Here is a 22,753-nt window from a genome sequence, read left to right on the forward strand (position 1 = left end):
GCGATGTTTCCTATTATTCTCGTTTACGAATCCGTTTCGTATAAGGAGGGCGCCCAAAAGCTTCCACAGGCAAGTCCCCCTGCGGATGGTACCCGTATTCGTCTTTTCCTCTCATCATATACATTTCAAAATCAGGATACGTCTGCGGATCCCATTGCACCATCGTCTTGGAATAGCGGATAACAAAGCCGATGCGCCAGCGATCAGAGGTGTTAGGACCGGAACCGTGGATGAGCGTATCGACATGCATGGAAATACCGCCTGCGGGAATGATCATCGAGACCGCGTCCTTTTCGCTGAAGGTCCCCTGATCGAGTTCGAAGGACAAAATCGCGTCATCGCCGGCAATTTTATGCTGAATCACGCCTGCTGTATGCGTCCCCGGGATCACTTTCATAGCGCCATTAGCCTCATCTACATCTGTGAAAGCCAGCCACACAGTGACGGTATTGTTTAGCGCCGTAGACCAATAATAGGAATCCTGATGCCATGGCACCACTTTGTCCGAATGCGGCGATTTTGTAATAAACTCGCTCGCTGCCAAATAAAAGTCGCTGCCCAGCACGCCTTCCACATAATGGATAATCTGCGGATGGGCACAAATGTCATACAGCCACCGGCTCGTCTTATGCCACCCCATGATGTCCGACGGATTTTCGTCCCCCTGCAATAAAGCCGTTAGCTGCTCATAACCCTTTTGCAGTTCCTTCACTTCTTCGCTTGAAAAAACGACGGGAAGCCCTAATAAATACCCGTGATCTTCATAGAACTGCTGCTGCTCGGGGGTTAATTGATTCAGTCCCATCCGAAGCACTCCCTTCTGCTAGAAAAAATGAACGACCGCTGTCAACGACAACGCACTCTCACCGATTTGCCGCCGGCATAGGATTGGTTCAGCGCCTCTGCTACATAAAGCGGATCCATGCCATCTGCCAGTGAGCATATCGGCTCTACTCCTGTTTGTAATATATGAACAAGGTGGTCAACCGCATTTTGCATATTGCTAGATTTGCTGAGCATGCCCGTCTCCGTACGTTCATACACCAACTGCTTGATTCCCGGTTGCACGGGATGCGGTTCAGTCGCAGAGTAGCGGATTTCATCTCCGCCTTTGACCATCTCGATCACCCCTTTTTCCAAATACAGCACAATGTCAAAAAGGTTATAAAGCCGGTCATCGAACGCCTCTGCATACCCTGTAATCGAGCCTCCATCTGCCGTAAAAAAGAAGGAATAGGTCCAATCCTCCACAGCATCCAAATTGGTCGCAACCCGCTCAACCACTTGCACATGCTCAATCGCCCCGGCCAAATACCGAACCATATCGAACAAATGCGAACCTGTATTAGTAATGCCACGGCTGTATCGCAAATGGATCTTTTTCACCTTCCCGTATGTCCCTTTGCCGACTGCTTCTCGGACCTGCTTCGCTCCTTCGCTCCATCTTCTGGATAAGTTGACAACGACCGTCCGATCGCTATGCCGCTTGCACAAGGATATAATCCGCTCCGCTTCCTCCCTAGTATTCGCAACGGGCTTTTCAAGAAAGATGAGCCTGCTGCTGGATTGTTCCAGAACGGTTTGCAGCAGTTCATATCGAACGGAAGGCGGTGTGCAAATGCTGATGAGATCCAAATGTTGCTGACTCAGCATGGCAGACAATTCCGAATCCAAATAAAACTTCGTCTCCGGAGCAACCTTAGCCAGTTGTTCTGCCTGTGACTGCCTTCTACCGACAGCAGCTGCCAGCTCAATCTCCGGATGCAAAAGATACGCCATAGAATGGCTGTGCGCTCTTCCTTGAAAAGGGATGTCAAAGGTTAATCCAATCTTGCCAAGTCCGATTACTGCTGCCTGAAACACCGGGAATCCCCTCTTTCTGTCTCATCCCACCATCAACCCTTTAAAGCGCCTAAGGTAATGCCTTCCGTAAAGTACTTTTGGAAATAGAGAAAAATGATCAGCACAGGAAGCGTAGCGAACATCGCCCCGGCCATTGCAATGCCATAATTCGTCTCGAGCTCCGATATTTTCTGGGCAACTTTAATCCCTACCGGCAAGGTAAACATTTTCTCCCCGTTCAGCACGATGACTTGCCACACATAGTCGTTCCACGTATTCACGAACGTAAAGATAGCAAGCACGCCAATGCCAGGTTTGGCAAGCGGCAGGATGATATGCCAGAACGTCTGCCATTCGCCGGAGCCGTCGATTTTTGCTGCTTCTGTCAATTCCGTCGGCAGTGAAGCCATGAACTGCTTCAACAGGAACACGCCGTACGGCCAGCCAACAACCGGCAATAAAACTCCCCACCGGGTATTAATGAGACTAAAATCATTTAACAGCTGAAATAGCGGGATGAATAACACCGTGTGCGGAATCGTCATGGCAGCGATCATCACCGTGAACAACCATTTCGAGCCTGTAAATGGAATTTTGGCTAACGCGAAAGCAGATAAGGAGCTAACCGCAATCACAAGCAAAGTGGCGATTAGCGAGATGAACATGCTGTTATAGAACCAGGTGAACACCGGGCTGTTCTTGAATAACGACGCATAATTTTGAAAAGTAGGATGAACCGGTAGCCATTCCGGCGGGATTTGCAGGGCAACCTTCAGATTCTTGAAGGAGCCGCTGACCATCCAATAAAAGGGCCAGAGGAAGAACAAAGTGAGTGCCCAGAGGAAAATATGGCCTCCCCATAGCGGTGATTTTTTATTCGGCATCTTCGTCTCCCTCTTCCTTAGTATTCAATATCCGATTTAAGAAATTTGAACTGTACATAGGCAATCAGGCTGATAAGGACGCACAGAACAATCCCCATCGCATTTGCAATACCAAAGTTCATGTTCACGAACGCCTGTTGATAAATTAGCATCATAATCGTCGTTGTCCGGTACGCCGGCCCTCCGCCTGTCATGATCAAAATAATCGCAAATACCTGGAAAGCACCGATTGTTCCCGTTACCACGACATATAGCAAGGTCGGCTTTAGCATTGGAAGTGTAATCTGAAGAAACATTTTCCCCGGCTTTGCACCATCCAGTGCAGCAGATTCATAATAATCCTTGGGAATTCCGCCGAGCGCAGCAGAAAAGACAACCACCGCTGACCCCACAGAGATCGTAAGCACAATTAAAGATAACGCCAGCGTCGCCGAATGGACTCCCAGCCAATTCACCGGCTGCAGGCCGACTTGGCCGAGGATATAATTGCCAAGGCCAAACTGTCCATTGTAGATGTACTGCCAGACCAAAGTCAGGGAGACAATCGAGGTAACACCTGGAATATAGAAGGCGGCCTTAAAAAACGATTGCATTTTCTTCGGATAGGCATGCAAAGTAACCGCTATCATTAGGGCAATCACGGTGATAGATGGAACCAGATACAAGACAAATTCCAACGTATTAAGAATGGACTTCCAGAAGAGAGGATCTGTGAAAATCGTGCGGTAATTATCAAGCCCCGTCCAATAGTACTTGGTATAATCAAAGCCGTAAAAGCTGCTTTTGATAGCTTTGAGAATGGGATACACAACAAACAGCAGAAAAAACAACAACATAGGCAGGACGAATAGCCAACCGCTGATTTCTCTGCGCAAACGGATGCTGCTGAATGTACTCGGTTTCATTGGCTGCTCCTTCCTTTTACCGCTAAGAGGATAAGGAAATGACGGCAGGTGACTACATGATTACAGCCAACCTGCCGCATCTTTTACTTATTGTATTTGGCGATGGTATCGTTAAATTTCTTCGAAATGGTATCAATCGTTTGCTTAGGCGTAGACATGCCGATAAACAGCTTTTGAATTTCAGGGAACATCGCGGCTCTCATCTCCGGATAACCTTTGATTCCCCAACCTGGATCAATCACCGGCCATTCCTTTGTTTTCGTTGCCAGCTTGGCAAGAAATTGAAGCTCAGGGTCGCTTTCGGTCCATGCAGGCGCTTTGCCGAGCGGGTTGAAGGATTTCATGGCCGTTTGGAAGATGGTATTATCCTTCATCGTCCAATAGAGGAATTTTTTTGCCCATTCTTCTTTGACGGCATCCGCATTTTTGAACACGACTCCGAATCCTACTTCCGACTTTAACGCCGCTTGCCCTGGGGTTGTCGAAGGGAAATTCACGTACATGTACTCATGCGGTCCGCTGACGCTTCCGTCTTTCAAACCGTTTTTGATAATATCCGAGTGGGCTGCCGATGCAACGACCATCCCGTTTTTCCGCTGCTTCCAATAGTCCAATGCGTTCGTAGAGGTCAACGTTTCCGGATGCGGTGTGACAAGGCCTTCATCAACCAACGATTTGAAGAACGTTAATGCTTTTTCCGATTCCGGGCTTTCCCCTGCCGTATATTTCGTGTAATCCGCATTAAACAATTTGACCCCGTAGCCGGAGATAATGTTGTTATAAATCTGATCACCTTGTTCGTTCAGAGCGAACAGCGTCAGTCCGTATACGCCCTTCTCTTTGTTCGCCACGGCTTTCAATGCCGCTTTGAATTGGTCCGGCGTCCACGTCCTGAACTCGTCTTGCGGAAGCAGATTCTCAGCGCCTGCCTCTTTCCACAAGGATTTATCAAGGATCAATCCGAGCTGAGTCGAGTAGTAGGGCATCGTCACGACGGTGCCGCCTACCGAAACCATTTTCATCATATCCGCACTCTTCTTCACTTGAGCCAGATCATCTGCAGGAATAATATTCTCCAGGGAAGCTAACGCCCCCATCTGCCCATAGGCCAAAGTACGTCCCGGATAGTCCAGGAAGACGTTGGGCGCCGACTTGGAAGCAATCGCTGTCGTGACCTTCTCATTAATGCCGTCGAAAGGGATCAGCTCGATGTTGACCTTGACGTTCGGGTGGACTTTGTTCCATTCCGGGAGCAAATCCTCCTTGAACCAGTCGCCGGCCTTCTGCCCCGGCTTGTAGGTACCGTTCGGCGCTGCCCAGACCGTCAGTTCAATCTTCGGATCTTCCTTCGGGGCTTGCGACGCTGCTGCTGCAGGACTCGCGCTGCCTGCGGGAGCCGTTGTCGGCGACGGTTTGCTGGAACCCCCATCTGTACTGCACCCTACGGTTGTCGCCATGAGAAGCGATACACCTGCTGCTACAAACCATGATTTAAATGAATAACTATTCATTTTACGGATCATTCCGTCGGCCCCCTTCTCCTATGTAAAGCGAATTGAATTGATATGCGGATAACGAAGTCAAGTCAGGGGAAACATCTCACGAATACTCATGGTTGAATAAGAGAGATGCCTCATTAACAAATCACTTTTTTGCGCAGCTTCCGTTAATGGCAAATGCGAATGCGTTTCGTTATAGACGCGGTAAAAGCCTTCTGCGAAATTGACGCCGGCCGCCCGTCCATACTCGCCGTTGTAAGATTCGAGCAGCTTGCGGGCGAATAAACCGCTGTAGCCTTGGCTTTTGAATTCATCCATCGCTTTGATCTTCTCGCCTACAACAGAACTGATATCGATAAACACATCATTGCGAATTCCGTACAAACTAAGACCATCAATAGGGCTAACTGGCAGCGAGGTTAAGAAGATTTGTTTCACTTGATATTCCGCCTGACCGTCCAGGTTTTTCAAGAAAAGCGAAACCTTGCTTAGGCCGGCAAACGCCATCTGGGTCGCAATCGTATGCGGATTATGGAAGGCCGTATTCATCGGAAAATCGCAAATGACGATATCCGGCCTTTCCTTGGACACCTCTTCGGCAATCCGATCCACGATTTCTTCATTCACAACCGAGTAGTTGTCATCGTAATCAAGTAAAATGAGCTTGGAGATTCCGATTGTTTGGGCAGCCCGCTCAAATTCACGCCTTTTATTCAGCGCAATTTCTTCCAGGCCCGCATGCAGAAGGCTCTCGTCGGGATTATCTTTACGCCATTCCTCGGCATATTTGTTAGGATGCAGCCGTCCTCCATGTGTCAAAATCAGAGCAACGACTTCATCCCCACGCTTCGCATGAAGCGCCAGCGTACCTCCGCAATTCGTGATCGTATCGGCGGGGTGCGCATAAATGGTCATCACTTTCATAGAGCCCTCCTTGTGTGATCAGATTGTTGAACCCCTCTGTGAATCCATCTGCACAGCGCTGTCAACATCGATAGTGTGATCTACCAACAAGGTAGCATAGGCCCCCTAACATTGCGTAGGTGAAATTCATTAGATAACCTTAGATTTCGTTAGTCTCACAAGCGAATATAAGGAATTCGACCTGTTTCTTAAAATAACAAAGGTGTGTAGCCGGTCGTATGATCACCCGATTTGCCCTAAAAGCTGCTTGCGATACTGCGAAGGCGACAACCCGGTGTTGTCTTTGAACCAAATGCTGAAATAGTGCGGATTCATAAATCCGACCTGCAGCGCGATATCCTTGATTTTATTAGCCGGTTCTTCCAAAAGACGTTTGGCGTGTTCCATGCGCACTTGACCAACATAGTCCGTAAACCCGACACCAACTTCCTTTTTAAATAATTGGCTGAAGTAGTTGGCGTTTAGGCCGACCTGCTCGACGACCGAATCAATGCCCAGTCCCACATCGCTGTATTGCTCATTAATGATTTGCAAAGATTTGAGAATACTTCTGCTAGGCTTTTTCTCTTCCTGAACACTCGGGCTTAAATGTTCTCTGACCAGCGCGATGAACTGCCTGCCGTTTTTCTCCAGCGGCTGTGACAACAGCTTTTCCTGCACGTCGCCGAACCAGCTTTTACTCAGCACTGCCGATTGGCCTGACTTAATAAGCAGTTTATACAAGTGGTTGTAGAGCGAGGCCATTAACGCATACAGTACGTGCGGCACGAGATGGCTGGCTCTGGCATAGACGATCAGCTCTTCCATCACAGCGGCACAGTTATCGATATCACGCTGCTCCATGTAATAAAGGAGCTTGTTTTCGTACGCTTCAGGGTACTGCAGCTTCCAGGAATCTCCGACGAAGAAAACATTGGTCTGTTCATCCATTCTTTCGCCAACCAGATAATTCAGCAGTGTTTTGGCTTCCTCGAACGAGGTTTTGATCAAATTAACATGCTCATATTGGTTGCCGACAAATGCATACATGTGCAGGCCAAGCCTTTCTTTCAACACGGCAATCAGCACATTGATTTTATTAAACACTTCTTCATTGGTGCCGTTAAAAATCAAGCAGTACTGCTCGCTCGACAAATAAATGCTGATCATCTCATGCCAATTCTCGAATTCATGGATGATCGATTCCGCCCGGTCCAGCATTTCTTTCTCATTGCCGCCATGTACGTGCAAGAGAACAACGCGAAACGAAGTGCTGCTAAGGCGGAAACCGAGCCGTTCTTCGAACATCTGCGCCTCTGTCTCCGTCATGCTTCCTTCTATGAGCGAACGGACCAGCTTCTCCCGCATGAGCGGCTCGCCCTCGCGAACTTTATCAATCATATGATTGAACGCTCGGCCAAGGTCGCCAAGTTCATCTTTATATAAAGGTTGGAATTTCAAATTCAAATTGCCCTGCTCAACATGCCGGAGCATGCGAATCATTTTGCGCATCGGCATGGAAATCGTCCTGGAAATGAACACGGAAACAATCACCATAAGCGCAAGGGACAGACCTAGGAAGGCGATCCATAAATTGTTTATTTGCTTCAAATCCTTAAGCAGCAAGCTTTCTGGAATCGTATGAACAAACGTCCAGTTTGTCAACGGATGTTTGGAATAAGCAACAACATAGTGATTGCTCTCTTCGGTATAGTGCCCTTTCGCACCCGTCATTCGGGCGATATCAATGGGAGGATTCTCTGCACCACTTCCGGCGGAGAAGATAAAACCGTTAGAGTCGACGATACTGTTCGTACCTTCGTCCAGATTCGATGAGGCCAAATAATTGTTAAGAATCGTTGGAGAAATCGAAATGATGAGGTAACCGAGGATTTGTAAATTATTTTTATCGTAAATTGTTTTGAACATAACAATAGATGTTTGCTTATTGCGCCATTTAATGAACGACCATAACGAATTGCTGCTGTTATTGTTGGCCATTTTGTCGTACCAGCCTTGTTTGACGAACTCATCGCTAACCAAATAACTCGGCGTGAAGTTCATCCCGACACCGCTGTCGTAAACATTCTGGTATTTATCCACCAAATAAATCGCTTCAATCCCATAAAACCTGTCAGATAACTGCCTTAATTGATCATAGATGTAATTGTAAGCCTGTATGCGATTCATCCCATTCAAGTTCGCCGCATTGGCGCTTAACGGCTCTTGAATATTTTCATTGTAGACGAGGAGCTGGGAAGACTTTTCAATACTTTGTATGTAGCTATCCATGCTGCCGGTGAAATACTCTATTTTTTGCAGCATCGCATTGCCTTCCCTGTCCGTCATGAATCGTTTGATAAATGTCGAAGACAACACAGCAAAGATGATGAGCGCGATGAGCGTAACTAGAGAGAACGATAACCACAGCTTTTTTACCAATTTCAGATCGTGAAAAACCCGGAACCCATGAACAGAGCTTCTCATAACCTTCACCCCCAATAATATCTATTTTTCTAGGCTAAAATTGACATAACCGCGGGTACGCGAAAACGGCACCATGCGTCGATGCCGTTTGTGTATGGATGTTTACTTCGCTGTGTAACCCCCGTCTACCGGGAGGTTCGTGCCGGTTACGTACTGGGAAGCATCGGAGGCTAAGAAAACGATCGGGCCCCAGATGTCATCCGACTTCGCCATGCGACCTAACATGGTTCTGTCGTTGTAGCGATGAACGAATTCAGGGAGATTCTTCTCGGTCTGGAAACCTCCAGGCGAGATGCAGTTGCACCTGATCTGACGCGCGCCATAATAGCTGGCGATGAATCGGGTAAAGTTGACCATGCCGCCTTTGTGAAAGAAATAGTCCGGGACCAAACCATTCAAAGGAAGCCCCTCATAAAGGGTGGGATCCGGTCCAACCATCCCTTGAATCGAGCCGATGTTAATGATTGAACCGGCCCCCTTCTCGGCCATCCAATCTCCGATCACCCGTGTGATCTCAAACAACCCGGTCGCGTTAACCGCCATGCTGCGGGCGAAGCTTTCGAGCGAATCGTTGTAGTGCGACATCGTGCGGGCAACCGCATTGTTGATGAGGACATCGCACTTTCCTTCCCGCTCTTCCAGCTTATCACGGATCGCAGCAATCGAGGACAGATTTTCTTGGTCGAATTGGATGGCATGCACCGTACAACCCTCTTGTCTGAACTTCTCCTCAATCGCTTCCAGACGTGATTCATCCCGTGACGTTACGTACACGCTGCCTCCGGCCTGCGCACAAGCGATTGCAATTTGTGTGCCGTACAGCCCGGCTCCTCCTGTCAGTAACACCGTCTTGCCGGTTAGCGAGAAACTTTGCATCACATGCGAATTCAAATCGAATTCCTCCTGTCCCTTGTGGCACTTGCGGCCCCTTGTGAAAGCATCGCCTTCCTATCGTTACCAAGCCGTCCATCCGCCGTCCACCATCAGGTTCGAGCCCGTCATATAACTGGAGGCATCGGAAGCCAGCATGATGACGACACCCGTCATTTCTTCAGGCTTCCCTACCCTGCCTAGCATGGTTTTAGCTTGCAGCTTCTCAATGAAATCTTCATTCTGACCGATGACGGTGTTTGGAAAAGGTCCCGGAGATACGCTGTTGCAGCGTATCCCGTATTTCGCCAAATGAGCAGCGCAATAACGGGTCAGTTGGACGACGCCCGCTTTGCCAACGCCATAATTCGGCGGGTTGTTCGCACCGCTGTCGCCATATATGGAAGGATCAGGCGAAACAACGCCATACATCGAGGCAAAGTTGATGATTGAACCGCCGCCGCTTTCTCTGAAGTGCGGAATGGCTTCCCGAATACAGCGGAACGCTGTTCCTGCCGCTCCGTCCACGCCTTTTTGCCACACTTCATCTGTCATAAATTCCAGCTCTGCTCCTTTGCCATAACCGGCTCCATAGGTCGCACAGTTGACCAGAACGTTCAACCTGCCGCTGGCTGCGAAATGCATCTGCATCATATTGCGGATTGAAGCCGTATCCGAAACATCGCAGACGATATTGCGCAGACGGCCTTCCTGAATCGCAGCTTCCAGCGCAGCATTTGTACGGAACGTCAGATCCGCCACCGTAACATCAGCGCCAAAGGCTAACATCGCTTCCGTGAGCGCCGATCCAAGATAACCGGACCCTCCCGTGATCACAATGCTTTTTTGCTGTAAAGAGAATAGCTCTGTATACATAACCCGGCCTCCTTAACTGCTCTTCGTCGAGCCGTAGACAGAATCCGTGCCAGTTCCGGACACGCGGTTAATACTGGAGGCAATCCCGCTCAAATATTGACCGAACCCAACGACATCCGCTCCCACACTGACAAATCGGTAGCCCATTGCCGTCAACTCCGACAGATTGCTCGGACTGCCTACCGTTCCTGCAAACTTGCCGTGTTTCTGAGCGAGGCGCGCCACCGATTGGCGTGTTTCCAGCAGCAGCGGGTGGTCCCACTTGCCAGGGGCGCCAATGCCTTGGCTGAAATCCCCGGGACCGAAGAAGATCATGTCCAGTCCAGGCAGTGCAATCATCTCTTCGAGCTCGGCTAGCGGCTCCGGATCTTCAATCTGCAGCACATTGAAGCGCTGCTCATTCGCCTGAGAAATGTAATCGCCCAAGTCTAAATTACAGAAAGCGCCGTCGGCATTTCCGCCATCGAGAGGACGGCGGCCGAGCGGATGAAACTTCGTTTGATGGATAATTTGCTTGGCATCCGCCAGACTCATCACGTGAGGTATCATGATCCCCGCTGCATCCATTTCCAATGGGCGAATCAGATCGCTGTAGCTGCCCCTCGCCACGCGCACAAGGACATCCACGTCATAAGCTTTCGCCGCCCATATTTGCCGCTCGATCACAGCCCAATCATTGGGGACATGCTCCATGTCCGTCCAGAGGCAATCCACACCGGAAATCCTCGCAGCCATCTCCGTAATTCGCGGGTCAGCGAGATTTAACTTCAGCGCAATCGCCGTTTCCCCCGATCTAAGCTTGCGTAAAACGCGACTCGGACGCATATGAAATTGTGTTGTCATCCTTTCGACCTCCTTCAGGTGTATGCGAAAAGCGGACTTAATCCGCAGCGATTTCTTCCAGAGGGACTATTCTTCCGCCCTCTTCCCGGCTTCGAATACCGGCAATAACCATACGCATTAATTCTTCTGTTTCACTGAATGGAAAAGGACGTTCTCCTGTATGTAAATAACCGATAAAGGCTTCAAGCTGAGTTTTAAAGGAATAAAACGTATCTTGGGAACTGACGGTAGCGCTCGCACTCGTGCCGCACAACTGCAAAAGGCCATGCGAACCATATAGATCTTCAATCGCAATCACAGCAACATCGCCATGTGTACGATGCTTGAATAACACGATATTTCGTTCCTTGGTTCCTACGTTTTGTGCAGAAAGAAAACCGGGGCCTAGAATGGGGTAAATGGACTCCAAAGCGTGGATGCCGTAGCGTTCCCAGCTTTTGCAAGTCGTGATGCTTGTATAACGAAGCTGTCCTAAAGAATGTATCGAAGTGCGATAAGGCATGAATTCTTTGCAGTAGCGCATGCAGCTGGATGACATGATTCTGGCGCCATCCCGTACCCAGCGCTGGAATTGCCTAAGATCAGGCTCATTATCCACCAGCGGTTTGTCGACAAAAATGGGAAGGCCCGCTTCGACGAACGGCCGGCAGCGTTCCACATGCTCGTAGCCCTTGTCCGTCGTGATCATCACAGCATCCACATGCCCGATCACATCCTCCGGCCTGCTAACGATATGAGGAATGAGGGAGGCTTTTGCCACGTGTTCCGCGTCTTTGGGATCATCGGTCCAGATGTGCGTCACCGACGCGCCTGGAATTTGCAGCTTTTCTTTCGGTTCTTTTGCAAGATAAGCCGGAATAGCGGGATAAGGACAATCTGCCATCACGACTTGATCATAGTTATTGAACATGGCACTCCAGGAGTAAGGATGACCATTCCCATCCACCATCCCGAGGACCGCAATGCGTAAGGGTTGCATGAGGAGCTCTCCTCTCATTTATCGTCCATAACGGTTGGTGCATAGGGGTAACCCAGCTTTCGGGAGATCTGATGCGCAGCCGTCTTGATGCTTTCCGCCATTTCGGGCACAACGTCCGGAGCAAATCGGTGCATCGCCCCGGATAGGCTAACTGCACCCTCGATGGTCCCATACATATTAAAAATGGGAGCAGCCAAACAACGCGCACCCTCTACAATTTCTTGATCATCCAATGAAAATCCTTGCTGCCTGACCTGATTTAATTCAGCAAATATCGATTCAGGTGAAACAAGGGTATGTTTGGTCTTCGCCGGCAATCCATGACGTGCAATCATCTCCCTGACTTGGTCCTCCGGCAAGTAAGCGCTCATCGCTTTTCCCATTGCTGTGGCATGAAAGGGGGATTTGGAACCAACGGTATCCGTCATGCGGAGTGGCTGTGTGCTCTCAATGATGTCCACATACAGCACCTCACCGTCCACTAGAACGCCTAAGTTAATCGTGTCTCCATAGCGCTCTGAGAGCTTCTTCATTTCTTGCATCGCTGAAGCTCTTAGTGTGTTGCGTTCCAACAATCCTCGCGTCAGCATCAATTGCTTGTAGCCGAGGCAATACTTGCCGTTGTCATCGCTTCTACTGATGAAAGCCCGCTGCTCCAGCGTCAAGACGATTCGGTACGTGGATGATTTGGGTTGATCGAGCAGATCCGTCAGCTCCAGCAAATTCAGGGAACCGTGTTCAGCCAGCAGCTCCAACAAATCCAACGCTTTATCAATCGTTTGGATGGTGTAGCGTTCCTGTTTCTGACTTACATCCATGCTCATAGGTAGGTTCGCTCTCCTTCGTTAAGATAGCTTAATGAGCTGCCCGCCATCCACCACGAGGCAATGGCCTGTCATATAACGCGAATCGTTCGTCGCCATAAACAACGCAGCGTCTGCAATCTCTTCTGGTACCCCGGCGCGTCCCATCGGAATCGTCTGCAAGTACGGCCCGAAAGCGGCCGGATTGTCAATCAGCGGCTTCGTGAGCCTTGTCTCGATAAAGCCCGGGCACAGCGCGTTGACGCGAATACCAAGCGGTGCAAGCTCAATGGCCATGGACATGGTGAGCAAGTTGATGCCGCCCTTGGTTGCATTATAGTGCGCTTGATCCTTCTCTGCTGCGAGACCGTTCACGCTGGACATATTAATAATTGAGCCGCCTTTGGCCTGCTTGGCGAGCACTGTCGCAACGGCTTGCCCGGCGAGAAACGTGCCTTTCAAATTGATCGCCATGTGCCGGTCCCACTCCGCTTCCTCGATCTCCAGGAAGGAGGCCGGGCTGCAAATCCCGGCATTGTTGACCAATACGTCAATCGTGCCCCAATGCCCTAGCACCGTATCTACCATCCGGTCAACATCCGCTTTAAATTGTACATCGCCATCAATCCAAATAACCTGCCCGCCTTGTTCCGCAATTTCCGCAGCGGCTGCTTGAAGCGCCCCCTTCTCTCTGCCGGTGATAGCCACCTTGGCTCCTTCAGCGGCGAAACGGACAGCCGTCGCCTTCCCGATGCCGGTTGAGCCGCCGGTGATAAGCGCGATCTGATCTGTCATTCTCATCTGGTTATCCCCCTTATAAGCGAGCCAGCGCTCGATCGACAGCCGCTAAAGTCTCTTCCACTTCCTGTACCCCATGTGCAGCAGAAAGGTACCACAGTCCGTTCGATCGAACCAGCACACCCTCCTCCAGCATATAACCCGAAAACTCGGTATACTTCGTCGCATCCCGCTTCGTGAAAGAAGCGAAATCGTCTACTTTCGGCTCCTGCGTAAACATCATATGGAAGACTGGCCCAATGTGGTTGATGACGCCTGGCATCGCACGTTTCGCGAGTAAGCTGCGAATTCCTTCGACCAGCTTGCTTGCGTTTGCTTCCATTTTCGCAAAAACCGCTCCCTCCTCCTGCGACAGTTCCGCAATGGTCGCCAAAGCGGCAGCTGTTGCAACACCATTCCCGTTCAACGTCCCCAGATGGCTGACCGTCCCGTTCTCAATGAGCGCCATGATTTCCTTCCTGCCGGCCACGGCACTAATGGCAATCCCTCCGCCCAACGCTTTGCCGATCGTGACCAAATCCGGTTTCAGCCCGAACCGCCCATGCGCCCCGCTAAGGCCAAGCCGGAAACCGGTAATCACTTCGTCCAGGATCATCACGATGCCGAGCTCTTTGGTCAGCTCCTGCATGCGCTCCAGATAACCCGGCTTCGGCAGCACGCAGCCCGAATTGCACATCACGGGCTCGGAAATGACCGCCGCAATGTCATCCTTATGCTCGCGGAGCGCAGCTTCCAGCAGAGCAGCATCGTTCCATGGCAGCAGAATAATTTCCTCCAGCGCCAACTCGCTCTGCCCGCCGGTGCCTGCGACAATCGGCTTATCCTCCGCCAGGCCGGCTGCTGTATCGGACTTGCGCATATCCGAGCTTGGGAACGAGGTGAAAATCGTATCTGACCACCCGTGATAATGGCCGTGAAAGCGGACGATTTTGCGTTTGCCTGTGTGCGCCCTAGCTAAACGGAGCGCCAGCATGACCGCTTCTGTGCCTGACCCGCTTAACGCCACCTTGTCCGCGCAAGGTAAAATCTCCGTCAATCGGCGGGCTAACGCGATCTCTCCCTCATGCTGAAGTCCGAAGGTAATCCCGCGCTGCATGGCTTCATAGACACGTAAAGCAGTTGCTTCGTGTGCATGGCCTAGAATCAAGGGTCCATAGCCGAGCAAGTAATCAATAAACTCGTTGCCGTCCACATCTTGAATTCTCGGACCTGATCCTGCAACTGCGAACAAAGGTGTAGGTTTCATCGCGCTTCTTAAGGAGCTTGCCACTCCGCCAGCCAAGTAAGCCTGTGATTCCGTATATTTTTGCCTCGAATTCTCAACCTGCTTCATCGTGAATCCTCCCTATTCATGGCTTACTCATACGTTCCGAACCTAGGGGTCGGCGTCTCATCAAACGGATAAACAGGGCGCAGGACCCGATGATAGTCAAAATGCGCCAGATTCGCGTTGCAGCACCCCGGTGAATCCACGTTAATGACATGCTTGGCGAACGATCCGAAAGCCGTCTGCCAAGCGAGCGCCGACTTGGCTACAATAATGTGATAATCAGCCGGCCATAAACCGACGGAGCGTACATGACCAACGTCCCACGGGGCTACCCGCTTTTCCGTCAATATAACCGTCAGCTGTCCGCATTCGACGACAGCCGTTAAGCCCATTTCTGCGCGCTGCCCTGTCATATAAGGCCCGACATGCCGATAATGCCCGTCAAACAGCAGCCGGACTTTCCCCTTAATCCGGACCGGCTTGCCGTGCAGCGTATCGCTTTTCCCGCCGACCCAGCCTTCGAACGTGCCTCCGATGCCGGCCTGCTCAGCAGCTTCCACCGCTTCTTGGTCGCGGATCACAATCAAAGCTTTTTGCGGCGAGTCTACCAGCTCCGCTAATACATGGGTCGCATCAGCTGGAGCGCCTCCCCCAACATTATCGGAACCTTCCGCGATAATGACGGGTCCTTCCGGCTGGGCGAGAGCTTCAGCTACTGCTTCACGCGGTGTCAGACAGGAAACATTAAACGACGCTTTATGGTCGATAGCCATTTGCGCAAGTTCCGAAGCGCATCGATTCGCCAGGTCTGGATCACCGTCTGTCGTCACAACAAACGACATGCCTGCATCCGGCACATCGCTGTAGGGGAAGCCTCCCGCCACCGTTACGTTTAGCACGCCAGGGATGCGCTCCATGCTGAACGCAAGCTCCATGAGCTGCTTCATGCTGCCCTTATCGGTCAACATGCCCTGCGGCACAACCAGCATTCCCGTATGCGCCAACGCCCTTACTGGACGAATATCCCCTCGGATTTTACGAATCAGCAAATCAACTGCCTCGACAGCTCGTTCGTACATATCCACATGCGGGTAGGTATCGTACCCGACGATCAGATCAGCATGGCGTACCATGTCCTGACTTATATTGCCGTGCAAATCAAGCGTCATGGCGATCGGAAACTCCGGCCCCAGTTTCGCTCGAAGACGCTTAAGGCATTCGCCTTCATAATCCGGATATGGCTCAGCTACCATGGCACCGTGCAGGATGACAACAAGTCCTGCCGCTCTGCTGTCGATACTGTCCACAAGTTCATTGATGAGCGCATCTCCTGCGGCTGCCTCCACCATTCCGCTTGGCGTTGCCGCTGCATACAGGCCTGGAATTAATTCGACGCCATGGCTCGCTGCCGCTGCGATGACCCCGCCCATGGAGGTCCTTGTTCCCGCATACCGTGCGGTAAATGCCTCCAAGCCAACTGTCCACTGATCGCGAAAATGGGACAGATCCGTTATGCCCGGCGCGAACGTATTCGTCTCATGCAAAATACCGGCTACCGCAATCCGCAGTTGACGATTACTCATTTTCACGGCTTTCTCCGCGACGAGAAGCTGCGTAAGCGATGGCGTCAATCTCCACTAAATAGCTGCCGATGGAGCATCCGATCGAGGTTCTGGTAGGGAAAGGCTTCTTCATGACGTTCTCATAAGCCCTGTTGTAACCTGGAAAATCTTCCTGTCTGGAAAGGAAGGCATTGATTTTCACAATATGATCAAGCGAAAGACCAGCCGCCTCCAGAATGGTCTCAATATTGCGCAGGCATTGAACGGTTTGTTCCTCAATTGTTTCGCCTACGACTTCACAGGTAGCGGGATCCACGCCGACTTGACCCGACACATAGACAAAATCGCCGGCTCGGAGCGCTTGGGAAAATGGAAGTGGAAATTCAGGCGCAAGGTTCGTATGAATAGGCTGTGACATACGTATCATTCTCCTTCATATGGCTATTTCAATGTGCGTTCATGCTATTTCACTTTGCCTCTTGCATCTACCGTGATGATTCGCTCCAGCTGACCATTCCGCACGCCCAACAGCTGATTATGCAAATTGGTAACAGCGCAGCAATGATTCGGGATGATGGCTACCACGTCACCAATTTGTAAATGAGCCCCCTCCGGAACGGACAAAATACCATGCTCCTCGCTGAGCCTCTCCACGAAAATATCAGGGAATTCCGTGATCATCCCGAAGCCTTTGCGATGTGCGCTGCTGTCATTCGACAGCGTCTTTGAGCCGGCATCGATGATCACGGTGCCGGGTCTCGGTGTGCTGACAACCATCGCATAGATGCGCATGGCGCATTCCTCTTCGCCGATCAGCCCCGTGTACAGCTGGGAGCCGTCGCCGAATACGTAAGCGCCGGGACGAATCTCGGTGACACCGCTGCCTGCGAGTGCGCCAATGAACTTTGACGTCGGGGTTGAACCGACACTAATGTCGGGCACATCAACGCCAAGCCTCCTCAGTGCACGCTGCGATTCCAGCAGCGCTTCCGCCTCGGCCAAGGCGACTTCCAGACAATCGTCGGCACGGCTCTTACTGTACGCTTGACCAGCATGCGTCATTAAGGCGGCGAGCCGGATGCCAGGCAGCTTCGCTATTTCTGCCGCCAGCTCGGCCGTCTCTTGCCCAGGCTCTTTCCCACAGCGGTTCAAGCCGCTGTTGACATCCAAATAAAGCGGAACCCGCAGCTTCAGCTGTTCCCCTAGCTCCGACAAACCTCTGGCTACTTCATAGCTGTCTACACTGACTGATACCTTGACTTGCTGCAGCAGTCGCCCGAGTCGTTCGAGCTTGAGGCGCCCAACAATGGGATAGGCGATCAGGATATCGTCTACCCCACCGCTCGCCATAACCTCGGCTTCGCCTAGCTTGGCTACGGTTATGCCTGAAGCCCCGTGCCGCAGCTGCTCCTGCGCGATCCAAATGCTCTTATGCGTCTTTGTATGCGGCCTCAAGCGTACGGCTGCATGGGAAGCTAATGCCGCAGTACGTCTCAGATTGGCATCCAGCCGATCCAAATCAATCACAATTGCCGGTGTATCCATGTTCTCCTCGAATTGCATTCCTTCACCGCCTTTTTCCCTAGAGATTTACGGTTTGGCCATGGAAAATAACCTGTTGAATACGGATTTCCTCATCTACTAGAAGAAGATTAGCCCGCTTGCCTGCTGCGATGCTCCCCATCTGATCCTCCATGTGAATGACCTTTGCCGGATTGAGGGAAGCCATCCGAAAAGCATCCACCATGCCGATTCCCGCATGCACCATCATATTGCGCACGGCTTTGTCCATCGTCAGCCGGCTTCCGGCCAAATGACCGAGATGATTCCAATTCACATCGGACGAATCTCCCGTGTCAACGCCGGCATCCGGCATCGCATCCGTAATAATGATGACACGATCCGTTCCTTTTGTTTTGTGAATCAGCTTCAGCATCAAAGGGCGAACGTGAATACCCTCGCTGTCAGGAATCACTTCGGCGTAAATATCGTCATGAACAAGAACAGCCTCATCGACACCAACTTCACGCGTCCCCCCATAACGGGATGGTGAAGGGGTTACGCCCGAAGCATTTGTGCAGTGACAACCGATTCTCAGACCCTGAGGGACAAAACGGAATATTTGCTCCGCAGTCGCCTCGGAGTGACCGACAGACAAGGAAATATTGTATTTGGCCGCTTCGGTTACAAAAGCATCCTGACCATCGAGTTCAGGCGCCAGCGTCCAAATCTTGATCCGATCACCGGCTACCCTCAGTATCTCACCATATTCCTGCGGATCAACCGGACGGATCGGGGATGTGATGGCTCCGTATTTTTTATTAATATACGGCCCCTCCATATGTATGCCCACGATTGCTTCCACAAAAGGCTGACTCGACTCCATCGTCGCCAGAATAGTTTGCAGTCCATCCCGCACTTGCTCCCGACTCTCGTTGTATGTAAAAGTAGGAAGAATCGCTGTCGTCCCATGCTTCAGGTGGCTAAGAGCAAATTCATAGGGCTGTTCCCACGACCACACCCCGCCTCCGCCATGGCAATGGATATCGACAAAGCCGGGAGCGATATACGCTCCTTTCGCATCCAGCACCTCACTCCCCAACGGCACTTCCATGCTGCCCTCTTCTCCTACACCGACGATCCACCCGTTCTCAATAAGAACAAGTCCATTCGGGATCAACCTGTCTGCTGTCACAATGGTGCCGTTTTGAATCACGCTACTGCCTTTTGCCGACATCCAGCCACCCCTCATCTTAAATTGAAACCACAGTTTCACTGATGAGTATAGCAACTCACCAATGGGCCTAAAAGATTAAAAAACTCAGATTGCACCCACCTAAGAAAAGTAACCATTACATCGTTGGAAGCGCATACAAATATAGCGGAACCAATAAAATTCTACTATGATCAGAGGAATTTAACCTTTTCTGCGCAGCCCCACACATGCTATAAATAACGCCGATTACTACATCTAATTCCCTTAACTTTCCCCCTTTTCGTCCAACCAGCTGGATTTTCTACCGTTAATATTCACAAAACTAGGGGATTTCGCCCGGCTTCTAATAATTTAGCTGGAGCTTCTCCTGCTATCCCGCTCCCAGCCACTGAGCCGCATAGATTAGCAGTATATTTTCCATTTACCCCATCCTCATAAATAGAACTCCTACTCATAAGCTATATACATCTCTGCAGATTGGATGTGACCTGTTATGGATTCCTATACGGCACAAACAAAAAGAATGATCCACCTTCCCATCGCTGCCCCTCAGCCTCCCGAAACCGATCTCAAACAGTGGATTCCATTAACTTCATTAGAACAAATGTCAGAAACCGTATACGACGTGCTTATTGTTGGTGCCGGGGCGGCAGGTCCTGCCGTTCTTTGGAGGTTATGCCAGCAATGGGTGGCAAATCCCAACCCGAATACCCGGGGGCCTCTCAAGTTTTCGCACTAGGAGGCAAAACCTTATTCTGGTCAACGGCTTCGCCCCGTATGGATCCCAGCGACATGCAGGAATGGCCGATTTCCTACGAAGAATTGACCCCTTACTATAATATTGCTGAGCGGATCATGAATGTCTCCAAAGGATATACGCAAGATTCCACGCTTACAACGATCATGCTCGACATCCTTAGAGGAAGCGGTTTTCCTGAAGTTACAGAGCTCCCCACAGCCGTTGATCTTTCGGCAACGAAGTTTGGTCAGGTCCACTCCAACGCTTTATTCAGTTCCATTGCCTTTCTGGGTTCAGCTTTAAATCTAAGACCTTTTGATTTAGCTGTTAATGCTAGAGCTGTTCAAATCTTATCAGAAAATGGAAGCGCAACAGGTCTGCGGGTAATGACTCCCGATAAGAAATCTTATCACATCCGGGCAAAAACCATTGTCGTGTCCGCAAGTACTTGGGAAACCCCGCGCCTTCTCTTGCATTCCGGCATTCAAGGAAAGGCGATCGGTCATTATTTAAATGAACCACTCCAAAAACGTTGCCACCGTTAAAATTGATCGCAGCTACTTCCCCGAAGTATTGGGAACGCTTCTTATTTGGAAGCCTCGAACTGCTGTTCAGCCCTATCAAATGATCATTTATGGTCCGGATCTAGAGAGATATCTGTGGTACCCGGTTTTTGAAAATAAAGAAATCCTGCCGGAATTTGATATCGGAATTGAAACTTTGGGGGTTGTAGAGCCGCAGTTTGAAAATTATATCTCTCTAAACCACTCGAAATGGGGAGCTGCCGCATGGGCAATGATCCCTCTACTTCGGCTACCAATTTCTATGGCCGTGTACATGGCATGTCGAACCTCTATGTGGCCGACAATAGTGTTATCCCCTACAGCGGTGCCGCCAATCCTACATTGACGACGGTTGCCTTAGCGATTCGCACGGCAGATCATATCATCCATCAATTAGCAAAATAAGCTCTACCGGATAATCCCGGTAGAGCGTCAGTTTATGATACTTCCGTAGAACGCCGAACCATCAGTTCCCCTGAAAAGAAAGGCGTTTCCGCTGTATTTCCTTCTATCGTATCCAGCAGCAAACGCATAGCAGCTTCGCCGATTTGCGGACGGGGATAATGGATGGCCGTAAGCGGCGGGTCCGTTTGCGAGGACATCAAGATATCCTCGCAACCAGCCACAGCCAGCTGCTCCGGCACTCGGACACCGGCCTTTCGGCAAGCGGCGAGACAGCCGGCGGCCATCAAATCATTGGCGCAGACCAGCGCAGTAAAGAGGGCGGACTGATGAGTCAACGCAGCATACAGCACCCGTTCGGCCGTTTCGAACCTGCCTTCCCCATCCAATAGATCCTCCGAATGCCACGTGCAGCCTGTATCCCGCAGTGCATGAATGAACGCCTGCAACCTGACTCGATAATGTTGCGACGTATCACCACCACCCATAAATCCAATCCGGGTATGGCCCTGCTGCTGCAAATGCCGGACTAACTTCACCATCTCAGTTAACCAGTCAACATCTACATAAGGGATTCTCAACTCCGTCCCCTCCGGCTTCAAAACAGAGACAATCGGTATATCAAGTCTCTGAAAATGCGCCACCACCTGCGGTTTCAGCGACTGCCCGAGCAGTAAAATCCCATCCACTCTGCCCATGAACAAGCCCTTGAGCTCATCTTCTTCCTCTTGTTTATAGGTTTGGAAAAATACAAAGTACCCTCTGTCTTTCGCATGCTGCTCGATATTAATCAACAGACCCGCCTCGAAAGGGTTTCCGAGGTAGTTGATCAGCACGGCAATCTGCCGCGATTTTTTCGTTTTCAGGCTTTGCGCTAATAAATTCGGTCGATAGCCAAGCTCGCGAATAGCTTCCAGCACTTTCTGCTTCGTCTCTTCCTTCACAATCTCCCGATTATTCAACACATAAGAAACGACCGCAGAGGATACTCCTGCGCGGTCGGCTACATCCTTCCTAGTTACCATTCGCTTTCACCCTAACAACCGTTATTAAATCCCAAACGTATTGCCCCCGTTAACCGAGAGACATTGCCCGGTAACAAAGCCTGCCTCCGGCGATGCCAAGAAAACCACAGCATTTGCAATATCTGCAGGCTCGCCGACTCGCCCTAGCGGTACACCGGCTTGATAACCTTCCGTGCTGACTCCCTCATGCCGCTCCACAGGTATCCAACCTGGTGCGATCAAATTGACCCGGATACCGTGAGGTCCCAGCTCGCTAGCCCATGATCGCGTCATCCCCACCATGGATGACTTGGCTGTTACATAGCTGGAGAAGTTGGCATTGCCAATTTGCACGACTTCGCTGCCGATATGAATAATGCTTCCTTCTCTCTTCAATTTCATCCCCGGAAGCACCGCTTTCGCAAGCAGCAAGGGGGCTTTCACGAAAAACTCCAGCTGGTCCAAGTAAGTCTGCCAGGTACTCTCTTCAATCGAAAGCATCGGTTGAGGGCCTGTCGCGTTGTTGACCAGAATATCAATATTCCTGCCAAAATGCTGCTCCACTCGCGCAACAAGCTCGTTAACTTCCTCTTCGCTTGTGATATCAGCGCGAAAAGCCGTGGCACTGCCTCCAGTGGCAGTAATCAGCCGAACCGTCTCCTCCGCATCCTGAGTGCTATACGCATAGTTGACTGCGACATTCGCTCCCGCTGCCGCAAGCGCAGCTGCGATATGACGCCCTAGTCCGCGTGATGCTCCGGTAACAAGCGCGATTTTTCCCTCTAACCTTGTTGATGAACCCAAGATA

At 50.7% G+C, this 22,753-nt stretch carries 22 protein-coding genes; 2 read left to right on the top strand and 20 right to left on the bottom strand.

The window, feature by feature from the left end:
* Nucleotides 1–13: 13 nt before the first annotated feature.
* The 18 genes from RQP52_RS19930 to RQP52_RS20015 form a co-directional block, all read right to left on the bottom strand.
* A complete protein-coding gene (locus tag RQP52_RS19930; protein ID WP_315953496.1) occupies nucleotides 14–805 on the bottom strand; it encodes a phytanoyl-CoA dioxygenase family protein in 792 nt (263 codons plus the stop codon).
* A gap of 41 nt (nucleotides 806–846) precedes the next feature.
* On the bottom strand, nucleotides 847–1,863 hold the full coding sequence (locus RQP52_RS19935) for a Gfo/Idh/MocA family protein (protein WP_315953497.1): 1,017 nt from the start codon (nucleotides 1,861–1,863) through the stop codon (nucleotides 847–849).
* A 32-nt stretch (nucleotides 1,864–1,895) separates the two neighbouring features.
* Nucleotides 1,896–2,726, bottom strand: a complete 831-nt coding sequence (locus RQP52_RS19940) for a carbohydrate ABC transporter permease (protein ID WP_315953498.1) — start codon at nucleotides 2,724–2,726, stop codon at nucleotides 1,896–1,898.
* 17 nt (nucleotides 2,727–2,743) lie between these two features.
* Entirely contained in the window at nucleotides 2,744–3,631 is an 888-nt protein-coding gene (locus RQP52_RS19945) for a carbohydrate ABC transporter permease (protein WP_315953499.1), read from the bottom strand.
* Between the two features lie 83 nt (nucleotides 3,632–3,714).
* Nucleotides 3,715–5,154 (bottom strand): extracellular solute-binding protein, encoded by a 1,440-nt coding sequence (locus RQP52_RS19950; protein ID WP_315953500.1) that lies wholly within the window; start codon nucleotides 5,152–5,154, stop codon nucleotides 3,715–3,717.
* Between the two features lie 57 nt (nucleotides 5,155–5,211).
* The gene (locus tag RQP52_RS19955; protein WP_315953501.1) at nucleotides 5,212–6,054 is read right to left on the bottom strand and encodes a PIG-L deacetylase family protein; all 843 of its coding nucleotides are present in this window, start codon (nucleotides 6,052–6,054) and stop codon (nucleotides 5,212–5,214) included.
* Nucleotides 6,055–6,276: 222 nt separating this feature from the next.
* Nucleotides 6,277–8,520, bottom strand: coding sequence for a helix-turn-helix domain-containing protein (locus tag RQP52_RS19960; protein WP_315953502.1), 2,244 nt, complete (start codon nucleotides 8,518–8,520; stop codon nucleotides 6,277–6,279).
* A gap of 102 nt (nucleotides 8,521–8,622) precedes the next feature.
* A complete protein-coding gene (locus RQP52_RS19965; protein WP_315953503.1) occupies nucleotides 8,623–9,411 on the bottom strand; it encodes an SDR family NAD(P)-dependent oxidoreductase in 789 nt (262 codons plus the stop codon).
* A 63-nt stretch (nucleotides 9,412–9,474) separates the two neighbouring features.
* On the bottom strand, nucleotides 9,475–10,266 hold the full coding sequence (locus RQP52_RS19970; protein WP_315953504.1) for an SDR family oxidoreductase: 792 nt from the start codon (nucleotides 10,264–10,266) through the stop codon (nucleotides 9,475–9,477).
* 12 nt (nucleotides 10,267–10,278) lie between these two features.
* A complete protein-coding gene (locus RQP52_RS19975) occupies nucleotides 10,279–11,109 on the bottom strand; it encodes an HpcH/HpaI aldolase family protein (protein WP_315953505.1) in 831 nt (276 codons plus the stop codon).
* A 37-nt stretch (nucleotides 11,110–11,146) separates the two neighbouring features.
* Nucleotides 11,147–12,088 (bottom strand): Gfo/Idh/MocA family oxidoreductase, encoded by a 942-nt coding sequence (locus RQP52_RS19980; RefSeq protein WP_315953506.1) that lies wholly within the window; start codon nucleotides 12,086–12,088, stop codon nucleotides 11,147–11,149.
* A 14-nt stretch (nucleotides 12,089–12,102) separates the two neighbouring features.
* Nucleotides 12,103–12,912 carry an IclR family transcriptional regulator gene (locus RQP52_RS19985; protein WP_315953507.1) on the bottom strand — a complete coding sequence of 270 codons (810 nt, stop codon included), beginning with the start codon at nucleotides 12,910–12,912 and terminating at the stop codon, nucleotides 12,103–12,105.
* A gap of 21 nt (nucleotides 12,913–12,933) precedes the next feature.
* Nucleotides 12,934–13,692: an SDR family NAD(P)-dependent oxidoreductase gene (locus RQP52_RS19990; protein WP_315953508.1), complete on the bottom strand. Its 759-nt coding sequence runs from the start codon at nucleotides 13,690–13,692 to the stop codon at nucleotides 12,934–12,936.
* Nucleotides 13,693–13,705: 13 nt separating this feature from the next.
* Nucleotides 13,706–15,022, bottom strand: coding sequence for an aspartate aminotransferase family protein (locus RQP52_RS19995; RefSeq protein WP_315953509.1), 1,317 nt, complete (start codon nucleotides 15,020–15,022; stop codon nucleotides 13,706–13,708).
* 23 nt (nucleotides 15,023–15,045) lie between these two features.
* On the bottom strand, nucleotides 15,046–16,542 hold the full coding sequence (locus RQP52_RS20000) for a M81 family metallopeptidase (RefSeq protein ID WP_315953510.1): 1,497 nt from the start codon (nucleotides 16,540–16,542) through the stop codon (nucleotides 15,046–15,048).
* Nucleotides 16,535–16,939, bottom strand: a complete 405-nt coding sequence (locus tag RQP52_RS20005) for a RidA family protein (RefSeq protein ID WP_315953511.1) — start codon at nucleotides 16,937–16,939, stop codon at nucleotides 16,535–16,537. The genes RQP52_RS20000 and RQP52_RS20005 overlap by 8 nt, the downstream gene beginning before the upstream one ends.
* Nucleotides 16,940–16,983: 44 nt before the next feature.
* On the bottom strand, nucleotides 16,984–18,084 hold the full coding sequence (locus RQP52_RS20010) for an alanine racemase (RefSeq protein WP_315953512.1): 1,101 nt from the start codon (nucleotides 18,082–18,084) through the stop codon (nucleotides 16,984–16,986).
* Nucleotides 18,085–18,103: 19 nt separating this feature from the next.
* Entirely contained in the window at nucleotides 18,104–19,258 is a 1,155-nt protein-coding gene (locus RQP52_RS20015) for an N-acetylglucosamine-6-phosphate deacetylase (RefSeq protein ID WP_315953513.1), read from the bottom strand.
* Between the two features lie 663 nt (nucleotides 19,259–19,921).
* On the opposite strand from RQP52_RS20015, the gene RQP52_RS20020 reads away from it, so the two are divergent.
* Together RQP52_RS20020 and RQP52_RS20025 are read left to right on the top strand one after the other, a co-directional pair.
* On the top strand, nucleotides 19,922–20,521 hold the full coding sequence (locus RQP52_RS20020) for a GMC family oxidoreductase N-terminal domain-containing protein (RefSeq protein ID WP_315953514.1): 600 nt from the start codon (nucleotides 19,922–19,924) through the stop codon (nucleotides 20,519–20,521).
* Nucleotides 20,522–20,764: 243 nt separating this feature from the next.
* A complete protein-coding gene (locus tag RQP52_RS20025) occupies nucleotides 20,765–20,944 on the top strand; it encodes a GMC oxidoreductase (protein WP_315953515.1) in 180 nt (59 codons plus the stop codon).
* Between the two features lie 32 nt (nucleotides 20,945–20,976).
* Here RQP52_RS20025 and RQP52_RS20030 read toward each other — a convergent pair whose 3' ends face one another.
* Entirely contained in the window at nucleotides 20,977–21,966 is a 990-nt protein-coding gene (locus tag RQP52_RS20030) for a LacI family DNA-binding transcriptional regulator (protein ID WP_315953516.1), read from the bottom strand.
* Nucleotides 21,967–21,990: 24 nt separating this feature from the next.
* The gene (locus tag RQP52_RS20035; protein ID WP_315953517.1) at nucleotides 21,991–22,749 is read right to left on the bottom strand and encodes an SDR family oxidoreductase; all 759 of its coding nucleotides are present in this window, start codon (nucleotides 22,747–22,749) and stop codon (nucleotides 21,991–21,993) included.
* Nucleotides 22,750–22,753: the final 4 nt, after the last annotated feature.

This window comes from Paenibacillus violae, assembly GCF_032461945.1.
Classification (GTDB): domain Bacteria; phylum Bacillota; class Bacilli; order Paenibacillales; family NBRC-103111; genus Paenibacillus_E; species Paenibacillus_E violae.

Excerpts from the sequence above, each read along its gene's own strand:
- RQP52_RS19930 (WP_315953496.1), bottom strand. The coding sequence starts at position 805 with ATGGGACTGAATCAATTAACCCCCGAGCAGCAGCAGTTCTATGAAGAT.
- RQP52_RS19940 (WP_315953498.1), bottom strand. The coding sequence starts at position 2,726 with ATGCCGAATAAAAAATCACCGCTATGGGGAGGCCATATTTTCCTCTGG.
- RQP52_RS19945 (WP_315953499.1), bottom strand. The coding sequence starts at position 3,631 with ATGAAACCGAGTACATTCAGCAGCATCCGTTTGCGCAGAGAAATCAGC.
- RQP52_RS19950 (WP_315953500.1), bottom strand. The coding sequence starts at position 5,154 with ATGATCCGTAAAATGAATAGTTATTCATTTAAATCATGGTTTGTAGCA.
- RQP52_RS19955 (WP_315953501.1), bottom strand. The coding sequence starts at position 6,054 with ATGAAAGTGATGACCATTTATGCGCACCCCGCCGATACGATCACGAAT.
- RQP52_RS19960 (WP_315953502.1), bottom strand. The coding sequence starts at position 8,520 with ATGAGAAGCTCTGTTCATGGGTTCCGGGTTTTTCACGATCTGAAATTG.
- RQP52_RS19970 (WP_315953504.1), bottom strand. The coding sequence starts at position 10,266 with ATGTATACAGAGCTATTCTCTTTACAGCAAAAAAGCATTGTGATCACG.
- RQP52_RS19975 (WP_315953505.1), bottom strand. The coding sequence starts at position 11,109 with ATGACAACACAATTTCATATGCGTCCGAGTCGCGTTTTACGCAAGCTT.
- RQP52_RS19980 (WP_315953506.1), bottom strand. The coding sequence starts at position 12,088 with ATGCAACCCTTACGCATTGCGGTCCTCGGGATGGTGGATGGGAATGGT.
- RQP52_RS19985 (WP_315953507.1), bottom strand. The coding sequence starts at position 12,912 with ATGAGCATGGATGTAAGTCAGAAACAGGAACGCTACACCATCCAAACG.
- RQP52_RS19990 (WP_315953508.1), bottom strand. The coding sequence starts at position 13,692 with ATGAGAATGACAGATCAGATCGCGCTTATCACCGGCGGCTCAACCGGC.
- RQP52_RS19995 (WP_315953509.1), bottom strand. The coding sequence starts at position 15,022 with ATGAAGCAGGTTGAGAATTCGAGGCAAAAATATACGGAATCACAGGCT.
- RQP52_RS20000 (WP_315953510.1), bottom strand. The coding sequence starts at position 16,542 with ATGAGTAATCGTCAACTGCGGATTGCGGTAGCCGGTATTTTGCATGAG.
- RQP52_RS20005 (WP_315953511.1), bottom strand. The coding sequence starts at position 16,939 with ATGTCACAGCCTATTCATACGAACCTTGCGCCTGAATTTCCACTTCCA.
- RQP52_RS20010 (WP_315953512.1), bottom strand. The coding sequence starts at position 18,084 with ATGCAATTCGAGGAGAACATGGATACACCGGCAATTGTGATTGATTTG.
- RQP52_RS20015 (WP_315953513.1), bottom strand. The coding sequence starts at position 19,258 with ATGTCGGCAAAAGGCAGTAGCGTGATTCAAAACGGCACCATTGTGACA.
- RQP52_RS20020 (WP_315953514.1), top strand. The coding sequence starts at position 19,922 with ATGGGTGGCAAATCCCAACCCGAATACCCGGGGGCCTCTCAAGTTTTC.
- RQP52_RS20025 (WP_315953515.1), top strand. The coding sequence starts at position 20,765 with ATGGGCAATGATCCCTCTACTTCGGCTACCAATTTCTATGGCCGTGTA.
- RQP52_RS20030 (WP_315953516.1), bottom strand. The coding sequence starts at position 21,966 with ATGGTAACTAGGAAGGATGTAGCCGACCGCGCAGGAGTATCCTCTGCG.